The organism is Crossiella sp. S99.2 (assembly GCF_023094165.1).
In the GTDB taxonomy this organism is placed as follows: Bacteria; Actinomycetota; Actinomycetes; order Mycobacteriales; family Pseudonocardiaceae; genus Crossiella.
The window spans coordinates 15,072-35,061 of sequence record NZ_JALMDK010000010.1 but is presented as its reverse complement, the minus strand read 5'-3'; the positions used below and the strand labels follow the sequence as shown (position 1 = coordinate 35,061).

Annotated in this window: 16 protein-coding genes; 9 read left to right on the top strand and 7 right to left on the bottom strand. The window is 70.6% G+C overall.

Annotated elements, in window-relative coordinates; genetic code table 11:
• The first annotated feature begins 26 nt into the window (after nucleotides 1-26).
• Nucleotides 27-1,571, top strand: a complete 1,545-nt coding sequence (locus tag MZC64_RS32700; RefSeq protein ID WP_247763420.1) for an MDR family MFS transporter — start codon at nucleotides 27-29, stop codon at nucleotides 1,569-1,571.
• Between the two features lie 62 nt (nucleotides 1,572-1,633).
• Here the strand turns inward: MZC64_RS32700 and opcA are convergent, their stop codons facing one another.
• From opcA to tkt, 5 genes are read right to left on the bottom strand one after another with little or no spacing between them, the layout of a single operon-like run.
• Nucleotides 1,634-2,758, bottom strand: coding sequence for a glucose-6-phosphate dehydrogenase assembly protein OpcA (gene opcA, locus MZC64_RS32695; protein WP_247763419.1), 1,125 nt, complete (start codon nucleotides 2,756-2,758; stop codon nucleotides 1,634-1,636).
• Nucleotides 2,755-4,287 carry a glucose-6-phosphate dehydrogenase gene (gene zwf / locus MZC64_RS32690; protein ID WP_247763418.1) on the bottom strand — a complete coding sequence of 511 codons (1,533 nt, stop codon included), beginning with the start codon at nucleotides 4,285-4,287 and terminating at the stop codon, nucleotides 2,755-2,757. The genes opcA and zwf overlap by 4 nt, the downstream gene beginning before the upstream one ends.
• Nucleotides 4,284-5,912 (bottom strand): glucose-6-phosphate isomerase, encoded by a 1,629-nt coding sequence (locus MZC64_RS32685; RefSeq protein ID WP_247797769.1) that lies wholly within the window; start codon nucleotides 5,910-5,912, stop codon nucleotides 4,284-4,286. The genes zwf and MZC64_RS32685 overlap by 4 nt, the downstream gene beginning before the upstream one ends.
• A gap of 8 nt (nucleotides 5,913-5,920) precedes the next feature.
• Nucleotides 5,921-7,036 (bottom strand): transaldolase, encoded by a 1,116-nt coding sequence (tal, locus tag MZC64_RS32680; RefSeq protein ID WP_247763416.1) that lies wholly within the window; start codon nucleotides 7,034-7,036, stop codon nucleotides 5,921-5,923.
• Entirely contained in the window at nucleotides 7,033-9,141 is a 2,109-nt protein-coding gene (tkt, locus tag MZC64_RS32675) for a transketolase (RefSeq protein WP_247763415.1), read from the bottom strand. Before tkt ends, tal begins: the two co-directional genes overlap by 4 nt.
• 306 nt (nucleotides 9,142-9,447) lie before the next feature.
• On the opposite strand from tkt, the gene MZC64_RS32670 reads away from it, so the two are divergent.
• The gene (locus MZC64_RS32670) at nucleotides 9,448-10,383 is read left to right on the top strand and encodes a heme o synthase (protein ID WP_247763414.1); all 936 of its coding nucleotides are present in this window, start codon (nucleotides 9,448-9,450) and stop codon (nucleotides 10,381-10,383) included.
• Between the two features lie 4 nt (nucleotides 10,384-10,387).
• Here the strand turns inward: MZC64_RS32670 and MZC64_RS32665 are convergent, their stop codons facing one another.
• Nucleotides 10,388-10,729, bottom strand: coding sequence for a hypothetical protein (locus tag MZC64_RS32665; protein WP_247763413.1), 342 nt, complete (start codon nucleotides 10,727-10,729; stop codon nucleotides 10,388-10,390).
• A 276-nt stretch (nucleotides 10,730-11,005) separates the two neighbouring features.
• Between MZC64_RS32665 and MZC64_RS32660 the strand changes: the two genes are divergently transcribed.
• Entirely contained in the window at nucleotides 11,006-11,422 is a 417-nt protein-coding gene (locus tag MZC64_RS32660) for a hypothetical protein (protein ID WP_247763412.1), read from the top strand.
• Between the two features lies 1 nt (nucleotide 11,423).
• Here MZC64_RS32660 and MZC64_RS32655 read toward each other — a convergent pair whose 3' ends face one another.
• The gene (locus MZC64_RS32655) at nucleotides 11,424-12,404 is read right to left on the bottom strand and encodes an acyl-CoA dehydrogenase family protein (RefSeq protein ID WP_247763411.1); all 981 of its coding nucleotides are present in this window, start codon (nucleotides 12,402-12,404) and stop codon (nucleotides 11,424-11,426) included.
• 142 nt (nucleotides 12,405-12,546) lie between these two features.
• Here MZC64_RS32655 and MZC64_RS32650 point away from each other — a divergent pair, with 142 nt between their 5' ends.
• The 6 genes from MZC64_RS32650 (at nucleotide 12,547) to MZC64_RS32625 (ending at nucleotide 19,965) form a co-directional block, all read left to right on the top strand.
• A complete protein-coding gene (locus tag MZC64_RS32650; RefSeq protein WP_247763410.1) occupies nucleotides 12,547-14,502 on the top strand; it encodes a translation factor GTPase family protein in 1,956 nt (651 codons plus the stop codon).
• A gap of 245 nt (nucleotides 14,503-14,747) precedes the next feature.
• The gene (locus tag MZC64_RS32645; protein ID WP_247763409.1) at nucleotides 14,748-16,202 is read left to right on the top strand and encodes a M1 family metallopeptidase; all 1,455 of its coding nucleotides are present in this window, start codon (nucleotides 14,748-14,750) and stop codon (nucleotides 16,200-16,202) included.
• Between the two features lie 128 nt (nucleotides 16,203-16,330).
• Nucleotides 16,331-16,879 carry an EF-hand domain-containing protein gene (locus MZC64_RS32640; RefSeq protein WP_247763408.1) on the top strand — a complete coding sequence of 183 codons (549 nt, stop codon included), beginning with the start codon at nucleotides 16,331-16,333 and terminating at the stop codon, nucleotides 16,877-16,879.
• A 136-nt stretch (nucleotides 16,880-17,015) separates the two neighbouring features.
• The gene (locus MZC64_RS32635) at nucleotides 17,016-19,019 is read left to right on the top strand and encodes a M6 family metalloprotease domain-containing protein (protein ID WP_374205813.1); all 2,004 of its coding nucleotides are present in this window, start codon (nucleotides 17,016-17,018) and stop codon (nucleotides 19,017-19,019) included.
• Nucleotides 19,001-19,420, top strand: coding sequence for a hypothetical protein (locus tag MZC64_RS32630; RefSeq protein ID WP_247763407.1), 420 nt, complete (start codon nucleotides 19,001-19,003; stop codon nucleotides 19,418-19,420). The genes MZC64_RS32635 and MZC64_RS32630 overlap by 19 nt, the downstream gene beginning before the upstream one ends.
• Nucleotides 19,417-19,965, top strand: a complete 549-nt coding sequence (locus MZC64_RS32625; RefSeq protein ID WP_247763406.1) for a TlpA disulfide reductase family protein — start codon at nucleotides 19,417-19,419, stop codon at nucleotides 19,963-19,965. The genes MZC64_RS32630 and MZC64_RS32625 overlap by 4 nt, the downstream gene beginning before the upstream one ends.
• Nucleotides 19,966-19,990: the final 25 nt, after the last annotated feature.

The window sequence follows — 19,990 nt, the reverse complement described above, 5'->3', positions numbered from 1 at the left end:
TTCCACTGGGAACTGAGGACAAACCGATGACTACAACCGCGGCGGCGCCCGAACAGGCGTCCGTGGCGACGAACAAGAGCGCGGTGCTGCAAGCGCTGTCCGGCCTGATGATGGGCATGTTCGTCGCGATCCTGGCCTCGACCGTGGTGGCCAACGCGTTACCCCGGATCATCTCCGAACTGGGTGGCTCGCAGGCCAGCTACACCTGGGTGGTGACCACCGAACTGCTGGCCATGACCGCCACGGTTCCGTTGTGGGGCAAGCTGTCCGACCTCTACAGCAAGAAACTGCTGATCCAGCTCTCGCTCGGCCTGTTCGTGATCGGCTCCCTGGTGGCCGGGTTCGCCGACAGCATGGGCGTGCTCATCGCCAGCCGGATCGCGCAGGGCATCGGCGCGGGCGGGCTCACCGCGCTGGCGCAGGTGATCATGGCCGCGATCCTGTCGCCGCGGGAACTGGGCCGCTACTCCGGGCTGTTCGGCGGGGTGTTCATGGTCGGCACGGTGGCCGGTCCGCTGATCGGCGGCGTGCTGGTGGACACCTCCTGGCTGGGCTGGCGCTGGTGCTTCTTCATCGGCGTGCCACTGGCTGTGGCCGCGATCATCCTGTTGCAGCGCACGCTGAACCTGCCGGTGGCCCGGCGCAAGGTCAAGATCGACTACCTGGGCGCGTTCCTGATCACCGCGGGTGTCTCGCTCACCCTGGTGTGGTCCTCGCTGGTGGGCAAGCAGTTCGAGTGGATGTCCGGGGCCACCCTGGGCCTGCTCGGCGGCGGACTGCTGATCCTGGCGCTGGCCGTGTTCGTGGAATCGCGGGCGGCCGAGCCGATCGTGCCGCTGACCATCTTCCGCAACCGCACCGTCACCCTGACCACGGTGGCCAGCTTCCTGGTCGGCGTGTCCATGTTCGGCGGCACCGTGTTCCTCTCCCAGTACTTCCAGCTCGCGCTGGGACACACGCCGACGGTGGCCGGACTGCTCAGCCTGCCGATGATCGTGGGCATGCTGGTCTCCTCCACCATCGCCGGTCAGCGGATCAGCAAAACCGGGCGGTGGAAGCACTTCCTGGTCGCCGGGGCCACCATGATGACGGTAGGCCTGGGGCTGCTGGGCACCATCGACGCGCACACCAGCCTGGTGCTGCTGGGCGGCTACATGGTGCTGCTCGGGGTCGGCATGGGCATGCTGATGCAGAACCTGGTGCTGGCCGCGCAGAACGACGTGCCCGCCAAGGACCTGGGCACGGCGACCTCGGTGCTGTCCTTCTTCCGCAGTCTGGGCGGCACCATCGGGGTCAGCGCGCTGGGCGCGGTGCTGGCCAGCAACGTGGCCGGCAAGCTCGGGGCGGGCGCGCTGCCCGGTGGTGGCGGGGAGTCGGTGCCGAACCTGGCGCACCTGAGCGAGTCCGCCCGGCAGGTGGTGCAGGAGGCGTACGGATCGGCCACCGGTGAGCTGTTCCTGATCTCCGCGCCGATCGCGTTGCTGGTGGTCGTGGCGGTGGTGTTCCTGCGGGCGATCCCGTTGAAGACCCAGAGCGGGATGGACCGGCTGGCCGAGGAATCCGCGGCCTGACAAGACGACTGTGGCGGTCCCGCGAGGTGCGGGACCGCCACAGTTGTGTCAGCACAACGGGATCAGGCTTCGGCCTTCTTCGCGCGCTTCGGCTTCGCCTCGGACTTGGCTTCGGCCTTCGCCTTGGAGTCCGGCTTCGCCTCGGCCTTGGCGGCGGGCTTGGCCTCCGCGGACTTCGCGGCGGGCTTGGCCTCGGCCTTGACTTCGGCCGGCTTGGCCTCGGCGGGCTTCGACTCGGCCTTGGGCTTGGTCACGGTCCGCTTGGCGGCGGACTTGACGACCTTGGACAGGCCCTTGAGCGTGACGTCGTAGATCTCGTCCGGGTCCAGCCTGCGCAGTTCCTCGGCCAGGCAGTCCCGGACCTCGCGCCGCTGCAACGCGACCCGGCGTTCGGGCTGACCTGCCTGGGTGAGCGCGCCGACCTTGCCGTCGGGCCGTTCCAGTTCGACCTTGCCGCTGCGGCGTTCCAGCACGACCGAGCAGATGCCCTGGCCGTCCTGGGACTTGGCCCGCTCCACCGGGATCTTCAGGCTGGCGGCCAGCCAGGCCGCCAGCAGTTCGGTGGACGGCGAGTCGCCCGCGCCCGCGACGGTGGCCGCGGTGACCTTCTCGTACGGCGGCAGGTCCAGGGCCGCGGCGAGCACGGCCCGCCAGGTGGTCAGCCGGGTCCAGGCCAGGTCGGTGTCGCCGGCGGTGTAGGACTTGCGGCGCTGTTCCAGGGCCTTGATCGGGTGGCGCTCGGCGGCGGAGTCGGTGATCCGGCGCTGGGCGAGTTTGCCGATCGGGTCCTGGGCCGGGATGGCCGGGGCGGCCGAGGGCCACCAGGCGACCACCGGCGCGTCGGGCAGGAGCAGCGGGATGGTGCAGCTGGCCCCTTCCTCGGCGAGCGGGCCGTAGAGGCGCAGCACGATGACCTCGCTGGCCCCGGCGTCGCCGCCGACCCGGATCTGCGCGTCCAGCCGCGGCGCGGCCTTGCGGGCGCCGCGGGCCAGCACGATCACCCGGCAGGGGTGTTCGCGGCTGGCGTCGTTGGCCGCGTCGATGGCCTCCTCGGTGCTTTCCCCGTCGTCGGTGACGATGACGAGGGTCAGCACCCGGCCGAGCGCGACCGCGCCGCCCTGCTCGCGCAGGTCGACCAGCTTCTTGTTGACCGCCGAGGTGGTGGTGGAGGGCAGGTCGATGATCACGGTCGCCTCCAGTGACGTCCGGTGCGGGCCATCATCTCGTCGGCCGACTCCGGGCCCCAGGTGCCCGCCTGGTACGGCTCGGGCCTGCCCTGACCGGCCCAGAACTTCAGCACTGGTTCGAGGATCTCCCACGAGGTCTCGACCTCGTCGTTGACCGGGAACAGCGAGGGCTCGCCGAGCAGCACGTCCAGCAGCAGCCGCTCGTAGGCCTCGGGGCTGGACTCGGTGAAGGCGTGGCCGTAGCCGAAGTCCATGGTGACGTCGCGGATCTGCATCGAGGTGCCGGGCACCTTGGAGCCGAACCGCATGGTGATGCCCTCATCCGGCTGGACCCGGATGACCAGCGCGTTCTGCCCCAGTTCCTCGGTGGAGGTGGAGTCGAAGGGCAGGTGCGGCGCGCGCTTGAACACCACCGCGATCTCGGTGACGCGGCGGCCGAGGCGCTTGCCGGTGCGCAGGTACCAGGGCACGCCGGCCCAGCGCCGGTTCTTGACCTCCACGGTCATCGCCGCGTAGGTCTCGGTGATCGAGTCCTCGGCGAAGCCGCCTTCTTCCAGGAGGCCGGGGACCTTCTGGCCGCCCTGCCAGCCGCCGACGTACTGCCCGCGCGCGGTGGTCTCGGCCAGGGGGGCCATCGGCGCGGTGGCGGCGAGCACCTTGGCCTTCTCCGCGCGCAGGTCCTTGGGCGCGAAGGAGCTGGGCTCCTCCATCGCGGTCAGGGCGAGCAGCTGGAGGAGGTGGTTCTGGATGACGTCGCGGGCGGCGCCGATGCCGTCGTAGTACCCGGCGCGGCCGCCGAGGCCGATGTCCTCGGCCATGGTGATCTGCACGTGGTCGACGTAGTTGGCGTTCCAGATCGGCTCGAACAACTGGTTCGCGAAGCGCAAGGCCATGATGTTCTGCACGGTCTCCTTGCCGAGGTAGTGGTCGATGCGGAACACCGACTCCTCGGGGAAGACCTCGTTGACGATCTTGTTGAGCTGCCGTGCGCTGGCCAGGTCGTGGCCGAACGGCTTCTCGATGACCACGCGCCGCCACTGGTCCGGTTCGGGCGCGGACAGCCCGGAGCGGGCCAGCTGCTTGCAGACCGTGGGGAACGCGCCGGGCGGGATGGACAGGTAGAAGGCGTGGTTGCCGCCGGTCCCCCGCTGTTCGTCGAGTTCCTTGATGGTCCCGGCGAGCCGGTCGAAGGACTCGTCGTCGTCGAAGGTGCCCTGCACGAACCGGCAGCCTTCGGCGAGCTGGTCCCACACGGACTGGCGGAACGGCGTGCGCGCGTGCTGTTTGACCGCCTCGTAGACGACCTGCTCGAAGTCCTGGTTGGCCCAGTCGCGGCGGGCGAACCCGGTGAGCGCGAAGCCGGGCGGCAGCAGGCCGCGGTTGGCGAGGTCGTAGATGGCGGGCATGAGCTTCTTGCGGGACAGGTCACCGGTGACGCCGAAGATGACCAGGCCGCAGGGGCCGGCGATGCGCGGGAGTCGCTTGTCCCTGGGGTCCCGCAACGGGTTCTGCCACTGCCGGCTGCTCATTCGCCGACCTCCTGTACGGCCTTGACGACCTGGGCCAGGCCGGCGGCGCGGTCGGTCAGGTGCAGGCGCAGCACCGGACGGCCGTGCCCGGCGAGCACCGATCCGTCGCCCAGCGCCTGTGCGAGCTGGAGCACGCTGAGCGTGTACGGCCGGTCCGGCACTTCGAGATCCTGCTCGTTGACGCCGGTGAGCTGCAGGAAGGCCCCGTTCTGGTGCCCGCCCTTGTGGTACTGCCCGGTGGAGTGCAGGAACCGGGGGCCCCAGCCGAAGGTGGTCTGCACCCCGGTGACCACGGCCAGCACCGGCCGCAGCACCACGGCGGAGGCGTCGTCGAGGCGGTCCAGGTAGGCCTGCACCGACAGGTAGCCGTGCTTGGGCAGGGCGGCGACCAGCGCGCGCACCGCGTCGGCGACGGTGGCCGCCTCGGCGGGCAGCCAGTCACCGGCGGCGTGCACCTCCACCGCACCGTCCACAAAGGACGGAGTGGCCGGCGCGGAGGTGGGCGCGTCCAGCAGCGCGCGGGCCGCCTTCTTCGCCGCTTCCACGTCGGGCTGGTCGAACGGGTTGATGCCGAGCACCCGGCCGGCCACCGCGGTGGCGTATTCCCACAGCAGGAACAGCCCGCCGAGCGGTCCGGAGGTGGTGAGCTGGGCGTTGGGCGTGCCGGGGGCGATGCCCACGGTGGTGGCGTCCTCGCCGGCGTCGGCGAACCCGGCCGCGTCGGGGCTTTCCACCGCCACCGGCAGCAGGCCGGTGCCGTTCTTGCCGGTGGACTCGGCCACCAGCTGCTCGGCCCAGTCGCCGAAGCCAGCCAAACCAGCACCGCTGGCGGAGTCCGCTGACGTAATGACCACCTTCTCCGCGCCGCGGGCGTGTGCCGCGCCGAAGGCGGCGGCCAGCCGCAGCGCCGGGTTGTCCGCGCTGTCCTGGGACAGCACGGTCGCCGCCGCGGCCGCCTCGTCGAGCAGCCCACCGATGTCCGCGCCCGCGAGACCGGCCGGGACGAGCCCGAACGCGGTCAGCGCGGAGTAGCGGCCACCGACGTGCGGGTCGGCCAGGAACACCTTGCGGTAGCCCTCATCCGCCGACAGCTGCTGGAACGGCGAGCCGGGGTCGGTGACCACGACGATCCGCCGGGCGGCCTCGATGCCGTTGGCGGCGAAGGCCTTGGCGAAGATCCGCCGGTGGCTGTCGGTCTCCACGGTGCCGCCGGACTTGGAGGACACCACCAGCACGGTGCGGGTGAGGTCACCGGCGAGCGCGTCGGCGACCTGACCCGGATCGGTGGTGTCCAGCACGACGAGGGCGACACCCGCGGTCGCGCAGATGACCTCGGGCGCGAGCGAGGAGCCGCCCATGCCCGCGAGGACCACCCGGTCCACGCCCTCGGCGTGCAGTTCGGCGCGCAGCGCGAGGATCTCGGCGACCAGTGGCCGGGAGGTCTCGTGCAGCGTGGTCCAGGACAGCCGGATCGCCGACTCGGGCTCGGCCTCCGGGCCCCATAGGGTGGGGTCCTGGGCGGTGAGCTTGCTGGCGACCTGCTCCTCGGCGAGCTGGGCCGCCAGGGGTTCGGCTTCCGCGTTCAGTCCACTGTGGACGATCTCAACCGAGATCTGCTCGGTCATGTGTGGTGTCAGCCCTTCGCGCGTGCGAGCTGGTCGGTGACGGTCTGCAGCAGTTCTTCCCAGGACTTCTCGAACTTCTCCACGCCCTCGCGCTCCAGCACGGCGTAGACGTCGTCCACGTCGATGCCGGCCTCGGCGAGCGCGTCGAAGAGTTCCTGGGCCTGTTCGGCGGTGCCGCGCACGGTGTCGCCGATGATCTGGCCGTGGTCGGCGACGGCGAAGAGGGTCTTCTCCGGCATGGTGTTGACCACGTTCGGCGCGACCAGCTGGTCCACGTACTGGGTGTCGGAGTAGTTCGGGTCCTTCACCCCGGTGGAGGCCCAGAGCGGCCGCTGCGGGCGGGCGCCGTTCTGCTCCAGCCGCTGCCAGCGCGCGGAGCCGAAGACGTCCTCGTAGGCGGCGTAGGCGAGCCGGGCGTTGGCGATGGCGGCCTGGCCGCGCAGCGCCTGCGCCTCGGGGGTGCCCTTGGACTCCAGGCGCTTGTCGATCTCGGAGTCGACCCGGGAGACGAAGAAGGAGGCGACCGAGGAGATCGTGGACAGGTCGTGGCCGTTGGCCTTGGCCTGCTCCAGCCCGGCCAGGTAGGCGTCCATGACGTCCAGGTAGCGGGCCACCGAGAAGATCAGCGTGACGTTGACGCTGACGCCTTCGGACAGCGCCTTGGTGATGGCGGGCAGACCCTCGACGGTGGCCGGGATCTTGACCATCAGGTTGGGCCGGTCCACGGTCTTCCACAGGTCGAGCGCCTCGGCGATGGTGCGCTCGGTGTCGTGCGCCAGCCGCGGGTCGACCTCGATGGAGACCCGGCCGTCCACGCCGTCGCTGCCGCTGTAGACGCCGCGGAAGACGTCACAGGCGTTGCGCACGTCGGTGGTGGTCAGCTCGCGCACGGTCTGGTCCAGGCTGGCGCCGCGGGCGGCCAGCTCGCCGACCTGCTCGTCGTAGGCGCTGCCCTTGGACAGCGCGCCGGCGAAGATGGTCGGGTTGGTGGTCACGCCCACCACGTGCTGGTTCTCGATCAGCGACACCAGGTTGCCCGAGGTCAGGCGGTCCCTGGACAGGTCGTCGAGCCAGATGGAGACGCCGGCCTCGCTCAGCTCGGCCAGGGGGTTCGTGCCGGTCACTTGTTTCCCTCCACTCGCGCGATGCTGCGCTGCGCCGCGGCGACCACGGCGTCATCGGTCAGGCCGAACTCGCGGTACAGCGTCTGGTAGTCCGCCGACGCGCCGAAATGCTCGATCGAGACGATCTCCCCGGCGTCCCCGGCGAAGCGGTGCCACGGCTGGGCGATACCCGCCTCGACCACGACCCGCGCCTTGACCGCGGGCGGGATCACCTGGTCGCGGTAGCTCTGCTCCTGCTGGTCGAACCACTCGACACACGGCATGGACACCACCCTGGTGGGAACGCCGGCGTCCTGCAGGATCTTCCGCGCGGCGACCGCGATCTGCACCTCGGAGCCGGTGCCGATCAGCACGACCTTGGCCGCGCCGCCCTCGGCCTCGGCGAGCACGTAGCCGCCCTTGGCCACGCCCTCGGCGTCGGTGCCGTCAAGGGTGGGCACGTTCTGCCGGGTCAGCGCCAGGCCGACCGGGCCGGAGCGCTTCTCCAGGGTGGCCTTCCAGGCCGCCGCGGTCTCGTTCGCGTCGGCCGGGCGCAGCACCGCGACACCGGGGATGGCGCGCAGTGCGGCGAGGTGCTCGATCGGCTGGTGGGTCGGGCCGTCCTCGCCCAGGCCGATGGAGTCGTGCGTCCACACGTAGGTCACCGGCAGGCTCATGATCGAGGCGAGCCGGACCGCGGGGCGCATGTAGTCGCTGAAGACCAGGAAGGTGCCGCCGTAGGGCAGCGTCGGGCCGTGCAGCGCGATGCCGTTGAGGATGGACCCCATGGCGTGCTCGCGGATGCCGAAGTGCAGCGTCCGGCCGTACGGGGTGGCCTTCCACTCCTTGGTCGCGGTGCTGGCGGGGCCGAAGGAGTCGGCGCCCTTGATGGTGGTGTTGTTGCTCTCGGCCAGGTCGGCGGAGCCGCCCCACAGCTCGGGCAGCACCTCGCCGATGGCGGAGAGGGTGTCGCCGGATGCCTTGCGGGTGGCCACGCCCTTGGCGTCCACCGGCCAGGTGGGCAGCTTGGCGGCCCAGCCCTCGGGCAGCTCGCGGCGGGTCAGCCGGTCGAAGAGCGCCTTGCGCTCGGGGTTGGCCGCGGCCCAGGCGTCGAAGCCCTTGAGCCATTCGGCCTTGGCGGCCTCGCCGCGCTTGACGACCTCGCGGGCGTGCGCCAGGACGTCGTCGCCGACCTGGAAGCTCTGCTCGGGGTCGAAGCCGAGGATCTCCTTGACCTTGCCGACCTCCTCGGCGCCCAGCGCGGAGCCGTGGATCTTGCCGGTGTTCTGCTTGGTCGGCGCGGGGAAGCCGATGATGGTGCGCAGCACGATGATCGACGGCTTGCCGGTCTCGGCCTTGGCCGCGTCCAGCGCGGCGGTGAGACCCGCCACGTTCTCGCCGCCGAGCACGGTCTGCACGTGCCAGCCGTAGGCCTCGTAGCGCTTGGCCACGTCCTCGGACAGCGCGATCGCGGTGTCGTCCTCGATGCTGATCTGGTTGTCGTCGTAGATCAGCACGAGGTTGCCGAGCTGCTGGTGACCGGCGATCGAGGACGCCTCGGAGGTGACGCCCTCCTCGATGTCGCCGTCGGAGGCGATCACGTAGATGTGGTGGTCGAACGGGCTCTCACCGGGCGCGGCGTCCGGGTCGAACAGGCCGCGCTCGCGGCGGGCGGCCATGGCCATGCCGACCGCGGAGGCCAGGCCCTGGCCGAGCGGGCCGGTGGTGATCTCCACGCCCTTGGTGTGCCGGTACTCCGGGTGGCCGGGGGTGAGCGAGCCCCAGGTGCGCAGCGCCTTGAGGTCGTCCAGGGACAGGCCGTAGCCGGAGAGGTAGAGCTGGATGTACAGGGTGAGGCTGGAGTGCCCGCAGGAGAGCACGAACCTGTCCCGGCCCGGCCAGTCCGGGTCGGCGGGGTCGTGCCGCATGGTCCGCTGGAACAGCGTGTACGCGGCGGGGGCCAGGCTCATCGCGGTGCCGGGGTGGCCGTTGCCGACCTTCTGCACGGCGTCGGCGGCGAGCACCCTGGCCGTGTCGACGGCGCGCTTGTCCAGCTCGGTCCAGTCGGCAGGAAGGTGCGCGGTGGTCAACTGGGTGATGTCGGCGGAGTCCTTGGAACCGGACACGTGACGCTGCTCCCAACGTGGTTGCCATAGCGGCGGAACCGGTGGACTGACCAGCCCCGAACCGTGGTTTTCCCTCTTTCGGCTCAGCCTAGTCCTTCAGGCCCAGGCGTACCGGACTCGATCCAGTTGTTGGCGCGCCCGGACCCCCGTGCGCGCCCCGCTTAGGTAGCGCGGCTACCATCCGATGGGACCCGAAGCTGGGTCCCCCGAAGCTGACGAGGATCTACCCGGCCCGCCCCCACCCACCGATGCGGCCGGGCCGATGAGGAGCGAGATGCCGCCGGTGACCGTGGTCAAGAGGGTTCGATGAGCGCCACCCTCGACGCGCCGGCGCAGCGCTCCCCTGGCAAGTTCAAGACCACCGTCGGGGCCTATGTGGCCCTGACCAAGCCGCGGATCATCGAGCTGCTGCTGGTGACCACCATCCCGGCGATGCTGCTGGCCCAGCGCGGCATCCCGAGCGTGTGGCTGGTGCTGACCACCCTGGTCGGCGGCACCATGGCCGCGGGCAGCGCGAACGCGCTCAACTGCGTGGCCGACGCGGACATCGACGCGGTGATGAAGCGCACCAAGGCCCGGCCGCTGGCCCGGCACGCGGTGCCCACCCGCAACGCGCTGATCTTCGGCATCCTGCTCGGCGTGGCCAGCTTCGCCTGGCTGTACGCCACCACGAACCTGCTCTCCGCGATCCTGGCGGTGGCGGCGATTCTGTTCTATGTGCTCGTCTACACGATGGTGCTCAAGCGCCGCACGGCGCAGAACATCGTGTGGGGCGGCGCGGCCGGGTGCATGCCGGTGGTGATCGGCTGGTCCGCGGTGACCAACTCGGTGGACTGGCCGGCCTTCGTCATGTTCGGCGTGATCTTCTTCTGGACCCCGCCGCACTTCTGGGCCCTGGCGATGAAGTTCAAGGACGACTACGCGGCGGCCGGGGTGCCGATGCTGCCGGTGGTGGCCACGCCGGTGCAGGTGGCCAAGCAGATCGTCATCTACTCCTGGGTGATGGTGGCCTGGTCGCTGCTGCTCGCCCCCGCGACGAGCTGGCTGTACACGGGTGCGGCGGTGCTGGCCGGGGCCTGGTTCCTGCTGCTGGCGCACCGGCTGTACAACGCGGTGCGGGACGGCGAACCGGCGAACCCGATGAAGCTGTTCCACATGTCGAACACCTATCTGACCGCGGTGTTCGTGGTGCTCGCGGTGGACTCGGCCATCGGGCTGCCGGTGCTCGGCCTGCCGTTCTGACGGATCAGGAGAAGCTGACGGACCTCAGCTTGAGCCGGTCCGTGGCCTTGCCACCTGGCTTGAGCGTGTAGTAGGCGTCGCCTTCGCAGTCGCTTTCCTTGAACATCGTCACGGTCGACCTGGTTTTGTTGTGCGGCCGGAAGGCGTACACGTCCTCGAAGTCGGCGACCTCCGGAATCTCAACGCACTCCCCGCTCGGCGGGTCGACCAGCGCGCCACTCTGGATCTCGCCCTCCTCGTAGTAGCGGTAGGTGAAGTCGCCTTCGGCGGCGGAGGCGGTGCCCGGGACGGCGAGGCCGAGGGCGCAAACACTCGCCACGGCGAGCAGTGCGGCACGCAGACGCATGGCTGATCGTTCCTCTCACGATGGTTCGACGCGGTGGTCCCAGGGTGTCCGTTGCCAGTGGGCGGCAGCCCGTTCCACCGCAACGCCACCTGTGGGTGTGCTGCCCTGCCACTCATGCGGGTGGATATCGGGAAATCACCGGCTTCGGCCCTCAACTTCCGGTCGGCGGCGGCCGAGGGCCGGCGCCGAGGTGTGTGCCAGTGCACACAGCCTGAGCCGGGTCCGCGGGCGTCCTCGGGGTGGCGGCATGGTGCCGCGCTCGATGGGGAGGTCCCGATGACCACGATCAGCCAGGTTCCGGCCACACGCGTCAGTCCGCCGCCGTGGGTGGCGGTGGCCGCCGCGGGGATCGCCACGCACGCGTTCAACCACTTCAGCACGGTGGTGCAGGACGGGTGGCGGCTGATCGAGAGCCCGGCCACCGCCGAGTTCAACCCGGGCGTGATCTACCACCCGATCAGCGCGGTGCTCTACGTGTGGCTGGCCGTCATGGTCTACCAGGGCCGTAACTGGGGGCGGGTCGTGATCACCATCCAGCTCGCCGGGCAGTTCGTCGGCCGGTACTTCATCTGGATGTCCTACCCGGCCCTGGAGGTCAGGGCTGATCTGGCCACCGGGTGGGCGTTGTCCACGGTGGTGCTGTTCCTGTTGTGGGCCCCCGGGTCGAGCCGGCGGTACTTCCGGCGACGTTGAGTCAGCCGGTCAGCTTGGCGAGCAGGGCGGTGCGGATCGCCGGGCGGGAGCCGAACAGCAGCAGGAAGGTGGCCTCGCGGACCAGGCGCTGGGCGTCGGAGCCGGGCAGCAGTGAGCGGCTGCCCTGGTGCACGGCGCAGGCGTTCGCGGCCCGCAGCGCCAGCTCGGATCCGGCGGCTCGGGCCAGTGCGACGTCCTCGGGTGCGGCGGTGTGCAACTGGGTGCGGGCGGCGTCGAGTTGGGCGGGCAGGGCGCCGGCCGCCTCGCCCAGCAGGGTGATCGCCCGGCCCGCGACGCCCAGGGCGAGCGCGCCGTTGAACCGCTGGGCCTCGGCGTCCCCGGTCAGGTAGTCGGCCTGCGGAACGGTGTGCACGATCTGTTCCGTGGGCACGAAATGCCGGGTGAAGGTCAGCGTGACGGTCCGGCTGGCCTGCACGGCGAGCAGGTCCAGGGGTTCGACGGACACGGTGTCGCCGGCCGCGGCGTCGAGCAGTGCGAAGACCAGCAGGTTCTCGGTGTCCCTTGCCGCGGTGTGCAGGGTGTCGATCAGGTCCCAGCCGGACACCCAGGGCGCGCTGCCGTCGAACAGGTAACCGCCGTCCACCTGCTCGGCCCGCAGCAGCGGCGGGCCGGGGCGCACCGCCGCGCCCACCGCGACCCCGGCCCGCCGCCGCCCGGCGATCAGGTCGTCGAGGTACTTCTCCCGCAGCGGCTCGTTGGCCGAGCGGGCCAGGGTCATCACCGGGCCGTGGTGCTGCATCCAGACGAACGTGGTGGTCAGGCAGCCGCCGGCCAGGATCTCGACCAGTCGCAGCACCGAAGAATAATCCGGAAGGTCCACTGTGGACAGTCCGTAGAATCCATGCTCCGCCAACAGGTCCAGGTGACTTCCGGGCACCCGGTCGGCGGCGTCGACGACGGCCGCGGCCGGGAACAGCACGGTGTCCGCGATCTCGGCCGCGGTGCGCAACGCCTCGCTCATGGTCTCCCCCGATATTCGGTTGCCCCGCCGCCGGGACCTCTGGTGTCCTTCCGAGCCTAGGCCCCGAGCAAGGAGATGATCATGCGCCGCACGTTCGTGTTCCCCCTGGAAGGAGTTTCCCCCAACCCCAAGGACACGACACTTGTCGGCACGCACGATCAATCTGGGCATCCTGGCGCACGTCGACGCCGGTAAGACGAGCCTCACCGAGCGGCTGCTGCACGCCGCCGGGGTCATCGACCGGATCGGCCGGGTCGACGACGGCGACACCCAGACCGACTCCCTCGCCCTGGAACGCCAGCGCGGGATCACCATCAAGTCCGCGGTGATCTCCTTCGCCCTGGACGACACCACGGTCAACCTGATCGACACCCCCGGTCACCCGGATTTCATCGCCGAGGTGGAGCGGGTGCTGTGCGTGCTCGACGGGGCCGTGCTGGTGGTCTCGGCGGTGGAGGGCGTGCAGGCGCAGACCCGGGTGCTGCTGCGCGCGCTGCGCAGGCTCGGCATTCCGACGCTGATCTTCGTGAACAAAGTCGACCGGCGTGGCGCGAACCTGGACCGGGTGCAGCGGCAGATCACCGAGCGGCTGTCGCCCTCGGCGCCGGCGATGGGCTCGGCCGAGCGGGCCGGTGCCCGCGAGGCCGGCTATCTGCCCTGTGCCGCAACCGATCCCGGGTTCCGGACCCGGCTGCTCGACCTGCTCACCGGCCACGACGACACCCTCCTCGCGGACTTCGTCGCCGACGCGGACTCGGTGTCCTATCAGGGGTTGCGCACCGCGCTGGTCACCCAGACCCGGCAGGCCCTGGTGCACCCGGTGTTCGCCGGATCCGCGGTCACCGGGGCCGGGGTGGACGCGCTCATCGAGGGCATTCGCGAGCTGCTGCCCGCCGATCCGGGCGATCCGGACGTGCCCGCCGCCGGGACCGTGTTCAAGGTCGACCGCGGCCCGGCCGGGGAGAAACTGGCCTACGTGCGGCTGTTCGCCGGGACCATCCGGGTCCGGGAGCACCTGGACTTCGGCCGGGACCGGCAGGGCAAGGTCACCGGGATCAGCGTGTTCGAGCAGGGAGCGGCGGTACCGGCGGATTCGGTGACCGCGGGCCGGATCGGGCTGCTGCGCGGTCTGGACGAGATCCGCATCGGCGACCCGGTCGGACTCCCCCATTCGCGCTCCGCACTCCGGCCGCAGTTCGCCCCGCCCACCCTGGAAACCGTGGTGCTGCCCAGGGATCCGCGCGACCGGGGTGCGCTGCACCAGGCGCTCACCCGGCTCGCCGAGGCCGATCCGCTGATCAACCTGCGCCGGGACGAGACCCGCCAGGAGATCGCGGTCTCCCTCTACGGCGAGGTGCAGAAGGAGGTCATCGAGGCCACCCTGGCCACCGATTCCGGGCTCGCGGTGGAGTTCCGGGAGACCACCACGCTGTGCCTGGAACGCGTGCGCGGCACCGGATCGGCCGTGGAGGTGATGGGCGCGGGCAACCCGTTCTTCGCCACCGTCGGCCTGCGGGTCGACCCCGCGCCACCCGGCACCGGACCGCGGTTCACCTACGAGACCGAACTGGGCGCGCTGCCCCTGGCCTTCTTCACCGCGATCGAGGACACCGTGCTGACGGCGCTCGGCCAGGGCCTGCGCGGCTGGCCGGTCACCGACTGCGTGATCACCCTGACCCACTCGGGGTTCTCCAGCGTGTTCAGCACCGCAGGGGATTTCCGGTCACTGACCCCCCTCGTAGTGATGTCCGCACTGCGCCAGGCCGGGACCGTGGTGCTCGAACCCCTGCACCGGTTCGAGCTGGACCTCCCGGCCGAGGCCCTCGCCGCGGTCCGCCCGGTGCTGGCCCGCCTGGACGCGGTGCCGCGCGAGACCAGCACACACGGCTCCACCTACCGCCTGGTCGGGGAGATCCCGGCGGCCAGGGTCCATGAGCTGCAACGGCAACTGCCCGGCCTCACCCACGGCGAAGGCGTCCTGGACTGCGCCTTCGCCGACCACCGCCCGGCCCGCGGTCCGATCCCGGCCCGCCCACGCACCGACCACAACCCCCTGGACCGCAAGGAATACCTACTGCACGTACGCCGCCGGGTCTAAGCAAGCGGCCACCGAGTTGGCCGTTGTCGCAGGACTCTGGTGGCGAATCGGCGGCCTGACCCGCACCCCCGTACCACTTGGGCCAACTGGCACGCCCACTTGAGCCAAACCGGCGTACCAGTTGGCCCAACTCGTCGGCGAGTCCTTGGCCGAACGGCTGATCTTGGTGGCCGAACGGGCGAGGTGGGCGCCGGCGGCGGCGAACAGGCTGACGACGCCATGTTCGCCGCTGGAAAGGGTTCTTGATGTCTGGCAGTTCCCGCCGGGCCGCCGCACTGCTGCTCGTCACCGCCTCGGCGCTGACGATCGGTGTCGCGCCTGCCTCGGCCGCGCCCACCTTCACCCCCGGCTCCCCCGGCGTCGGCGACCGGCTGTTGCCGGGGCTGGGCAACGGTGGTTACGACGCCGAGCAGTACACAGTGGACTTCCGGTTCGAACCGGGCGTGCCCACGATGGCCGGGCGCACCACGATGACCGCGAAGGCCACCCAGAACCTGTCCCGGTTCAACCTGGACTTCGCCGGTGGGGTGGTGCACCAGGTGCGGGTGGACGGGCGGCGCGCCGAGTTCCGCGCCGAGGGCGAGGAGCTGGTGATCACCCCGGCCCGGCCGCTGCGCGCGGGCCGGAACTTCGCCGTCGAGGTCGAGTACACCGCCGACCGCGCCGCCAAGGTGCCGTCCCCGGTGGATGAGACCGCGGGCTGGAGCAAGCTCGCCGACGGCGGGTTCGCGCTGTGGTCGCAGCCGGACCGGGCGCACCTGTTCTTCCCGGTCAACGACCACCCCTCGGACAAGGCCCGGTTCACCTACCGGGTGGACGCGCCCGAGGGCTGGACCGTGGTGGCCAACGGGATCCGCACCGGCGAACGCACCGCGGGCGGGCGGACCGTGGTCACCCACACCACCCGGCACCCGATCACCAGCCAGGTCGCCCAGCTCGCCGTCGGCAAGTTCGACCTGGTCACCGGCACCGGACCGCACGGGCTGCCGCTGCGCAGCGCGGTCACCGCCGGACAGGTCGAGCAGGTGCGCCCGGCGCTGGACCGGATCAGCGGGCACCTGGCCTGGCTGGAAGCGCGCATCGGCCGCCCGTTCCCCCTGGAGACCTACGGCGTGCTGGGCCTGGACGGCAACCGGCCGACGCAGACCGACGCCCTGGAAACCGCGACCCTGTCCACCTTCCTGACCCGGTCACTCACCGAGCTGCAGCACACCGAACCGGTCATGGTGCACGAGGCCGCCCACCAGTGGTTCGGCAACTCGATCTCCTTCCGCTCCTACGACGACGTGTGGCTCAGCGAGGGCTTCGCCACCTACTTCGGTCAGCTGTGGGAGCAGGAGCACGGCGGCACGTCCGTGCCGGACAGCCTGCGCCGGATCTACGGCGCCGACCAGGAGGCCCGGACGGCACTGGGCTCCATCGTGGTCTCCAACGAACCGAGCGGGATCTTCGGACTGGCCAGGGCCGGTGGCGCGCTGGTCGTCTACGCGCTACGCCAGGCCGCGGGCGAGCAGACCTTCCAGCGGATCCTGCAAGCCTTCCTGGACCGGCACCGGGACGCCACCGCGAACACCGCGGACTTCGAGCGCGTGGTCGCCGATGTCGCCGGTCCGGAGATCGCCGGGGTGCTGCGGGAGTGGCTGCACAGCCCGACCACCCCGCCGATGCCGGGCCACCCGGACTGGAAGCCCGGAAGCTAGGACATCCCGCCGATTTGTCTAGTTTATCCGCCGCCATTCGGCCGAATGTGTGCACTCGTGAATCACCCTGGTGTGCCGCTGTTCGGAAGGGGTTTACTCCGAAGTGGTCCGCAACCAGGAGGCTCATCGTGGCGAGTGGTTCATCACTTCAGGATGCCAACATCGGCAAGGTTTTCGACGCGCTCGACGTCACCAAGGACGGGATCATCTCCGCGGCTGATTTCACCGCGCTGGCCGAGGGCGTGGCGGCCCAACTGGTGCCCGACGCGGAGGAACACCGCAGGCAGGACATCACGTCCTCGTTCCTCGGCTGGTGGGCGCAGATCGAACGGGACGCCGACACCGACGGGGATGGACAGGTCAGCCGGGAGGAGTTCGTCGCGGCCACCGAACGCGGTCTGGCGGACAATCCGGATTACCTCGACGAGGCGTATGCCAAAGTCGCGGAAACCGTGTTCGAGGCACTCGACCGCAATGGCGATGGGCAGATCAGCCGGGACGAGTACATCGCCATGTACGCCTCGGCGGAGGTGAGCGCCGAGATCGCGGAATCGGCGTTCAAGCGAATTGACCAGAACGGCGACGGCGTCATCGACTACGCCGAGTTCCGGGCAGCCTTGCAGGAGCTGTTCACCACTTCCGACTCCGCTGCCCCCGGGGCCGGACTGCTCGGCTGACCGCGCGCGGCGCGGAGACGGCCCCGCCTGGGAGCGCGACCCTCCACGGGCGGGGCCGTCCGCGTGCCCTCGTCCGGGTGGATCAGTACCTTCGGCGGCTGGGTAGCACCGCCCCGGGTTCCTAGGATCCCAGGTCATGCAGCTACGTCGCCGTTTCCGGGTCTCGCGCACCGGGGCCCTCGCACTGGCCGCCGCGCTGTCGGTGTCCATGGCGGGCATGGCCTCCGCCGCACCGGCGGACTGGGGCGCGCCGGCCTCTCTCGCGCCGATCGACCCGCAGCAGTGGGAGAACCCCGCCGACATGACGTGGTCGGACTACAAGAAGCCGCCGGGCACCGACTGGGCGAACCCGGCGCTCAAGCCGACCAAGCGGATGTTCAAGGGCGCTCTCGTCCTCGTCGACTACCCGGACCAGGAGTTCGCGGTCACCCAGCCGCCGAAGTCCACCGTGTTCGGCAACCCCACCCAGCTGGCCAACAACATCCCTCGGCCGCAGGTGGCGCAGTTCTACCAGGACTTCCTCAACAAGCCCGGCAAGGTCAACAACGGGCACACCATCAACGAGTACTGGATGGAGGACTCCGGCGGGCGCTTCGGCGTGGACCTCAAGGCCTTCGGCGCGTACCGGCTGCCCGGCAAGTCCTACGAGTACGCGATGGAGTTCCAGGGTTCGGGCGCCTGCCCGGCCGGGTCCAGCTGCAACAAGGACCTGCGCACCGACGCGGGCGCGGCCTGGCGCAAGGACGTCGGCACCGAGGTGCCCAAGGGCTTCGACTTCGTCTTCTTCCTCTCCGCGGGCCAGGACGAGTCCGGGACCTGGCAGGAGTTCGGGCCGATGATGTTCGAGAAGAAGGAGGACGTGCCGGACTCCTTCGGTCCGCCCGACCCCAACCTGCCGAACTGGGCCAAGACCCGTTACGTGGAGTGGACCTCGTGGAAGGCGGCGGCCTCCATCTGGCCGAATGCCGGCGGCGGCTCCTCCACCCAGGCGGAAAGCTCCGGGCAGAGCGTGTACGCGCACGAGTTCAGCCACATCCTGGGCATCGGCGACAACTACAACAACCCGTTCAGCAACCCGCCGGTGCGCGCCTACAGCGGCCCGTGGGACATGCTCAGCCGCGGCACCTTCAACGGCCCCGGCGGCACGCACACCCGCTGGTTCATCCCGCCGATGGCCGGGGCGTCCATGGGCGCGCAGCACATGCTGCGCAACAAGATGAAGCTCGGCATCGTGGACGAGGCGAACGTGCTGCGGCTGGACCGGGGCACGCTGACCACCTCCGGGCTGGCGGTGGCCACGGTGACCGCCCGCTCGGTGCAGCCCGGCCCCACCGGACTGGCCGGGATCAACGTGGTCATGCCCGGCGGGGACAAGGCGCCGGCGTGCAGCCAGGCCCGTGATCCGCTCTGCGACGGCCGCGGCTACCAGAACTACACCCTGGAGGTCGTGGACCGGATGGGGTCGGATTCCTTCACCCCGGACAGCGGTGTGCTGCTGGCCAAGACGAAGAACGCCGACGCCGCCCCGTTCAAGTGGATCGTCGACGCCAACCCGCAGGACATCAACCTGGTCGACTACTACAAGCCGGACGGCACGCCGGTGAAGGTGACCATCGGCGACCCGCGCCAGCTCGCCGACGCGTTGCTCAAGGCGGGCACCGGGTCCAAGTCGATCTATGAGTACACCGACACGCACAACCGGCTGCACTTCTACGTCCTGGACATCAAGCGGGACAACAAGGGCGTGCTTTCCTACACCGTCGCGGTCCGCTCCCTGGACGGCGCGGGCGCGCACACCCGCGGGGTGGCCCTGGGCAACGCGCGCACCGGCTGGGTCGGCCGCCGCGGCGCCACCGCCTGCACCTTCCCCCTGACCAACACCGGCAAGGCCAGTGGCAACCCGGCCGCGCACCTGCGTTCGGACGTCTACCGGCTCAAGGCCGAGGTCAGCGGCGCTGGCTGGCAGGTCCAGCTGCCCAACTCCCTGGCCACCGCCAAGTTCGGCGAGAAGGCCGACGTGGCGGTGAACGTGGAACGCACCACCGCACAGCAGATCGAGGCCGCCACGGTGAAACTGACCGCGGTGTCCGAGTCCGACCCGAGCAAGACCGCGACGGCGACGTGCACCGTCCTGTCCTGATCCTGCTCACGGCGCTGGTGGCGGCGGGCTGCGCGAGCACGCCCGCCGCCACCGGCCTGCCGGTGAAACTCCTGGTCCGGGACGGGGCGATGCGCGAGGTCGGCGGCGACTGCTCGGGCACCGGCGCCTACCAGGCCATCCACCCCAACGCCGGATTCCGGGTCCTGGACGCCGAGGGCAAACAGCTCGCCGACGGGAAACTGCCGCCGGGCAAGGCGGTCAAGGCCATCGACGAACCGCTGAAGGTGCCCCGCGAACCCACTTTCTGCCAGCTGGAGTTCACCGTGACCGTCCCGGCCGCCACGGGCTACCGGCTGCACGTCGGCGACCTGCCGCCGATCGAACTGGCCCGCGACCCGAACCTGGGCGAGCAGGCGCCCCTGGTGGGATTGACCACGTGAGAGCCTCCCTGGTCCTGCTGCTCGCCCTGCTCCTGGCCGCCTGCACCCCCGCTCCCCCACCGGCCCCGGTGCGCGGCGGCTCCTCGGCGCTGCCCGGACCGCTGCCCCCAGGGGTGACCTTCCGGGCGCCACCCGCGGAGGCCGCCGCCGCGCCCGACTTCACCGTGCCGCTCACCGACGGCGCCAAGGTCACCGCCTCTGCGCTGTGGAAAGACCGGCCACTGGTGGTGGTGTTCTTCAGTTCCTGGTGCGCCAAGTGCGGCAGCGAGCAGGCCAAGCTCACCGAACTCGCCACCCAGTACAAGGACAAGGTGGTCTTCCTCGGCGTGGCCGCCCGGGACACCGAGCCCGATCTGCGCGGCTACCTGGACAAACACCAGGTTCCTTACCCGGTCGGCCAGGACGACCAGCAGCAGACGATCGGCCGTAGCTACGCGCTGGCCGAACCGCCACTGCTGGCCGTGGTGGCCCCCGGCGGCGGCCTGATCAAGGGACTGACCTCGGCGAACGCCGTCGGGGACGCACTGCGGCAGTTGGTCGGCTGAGTAGGCGGCGCGGCACCCACCGGGC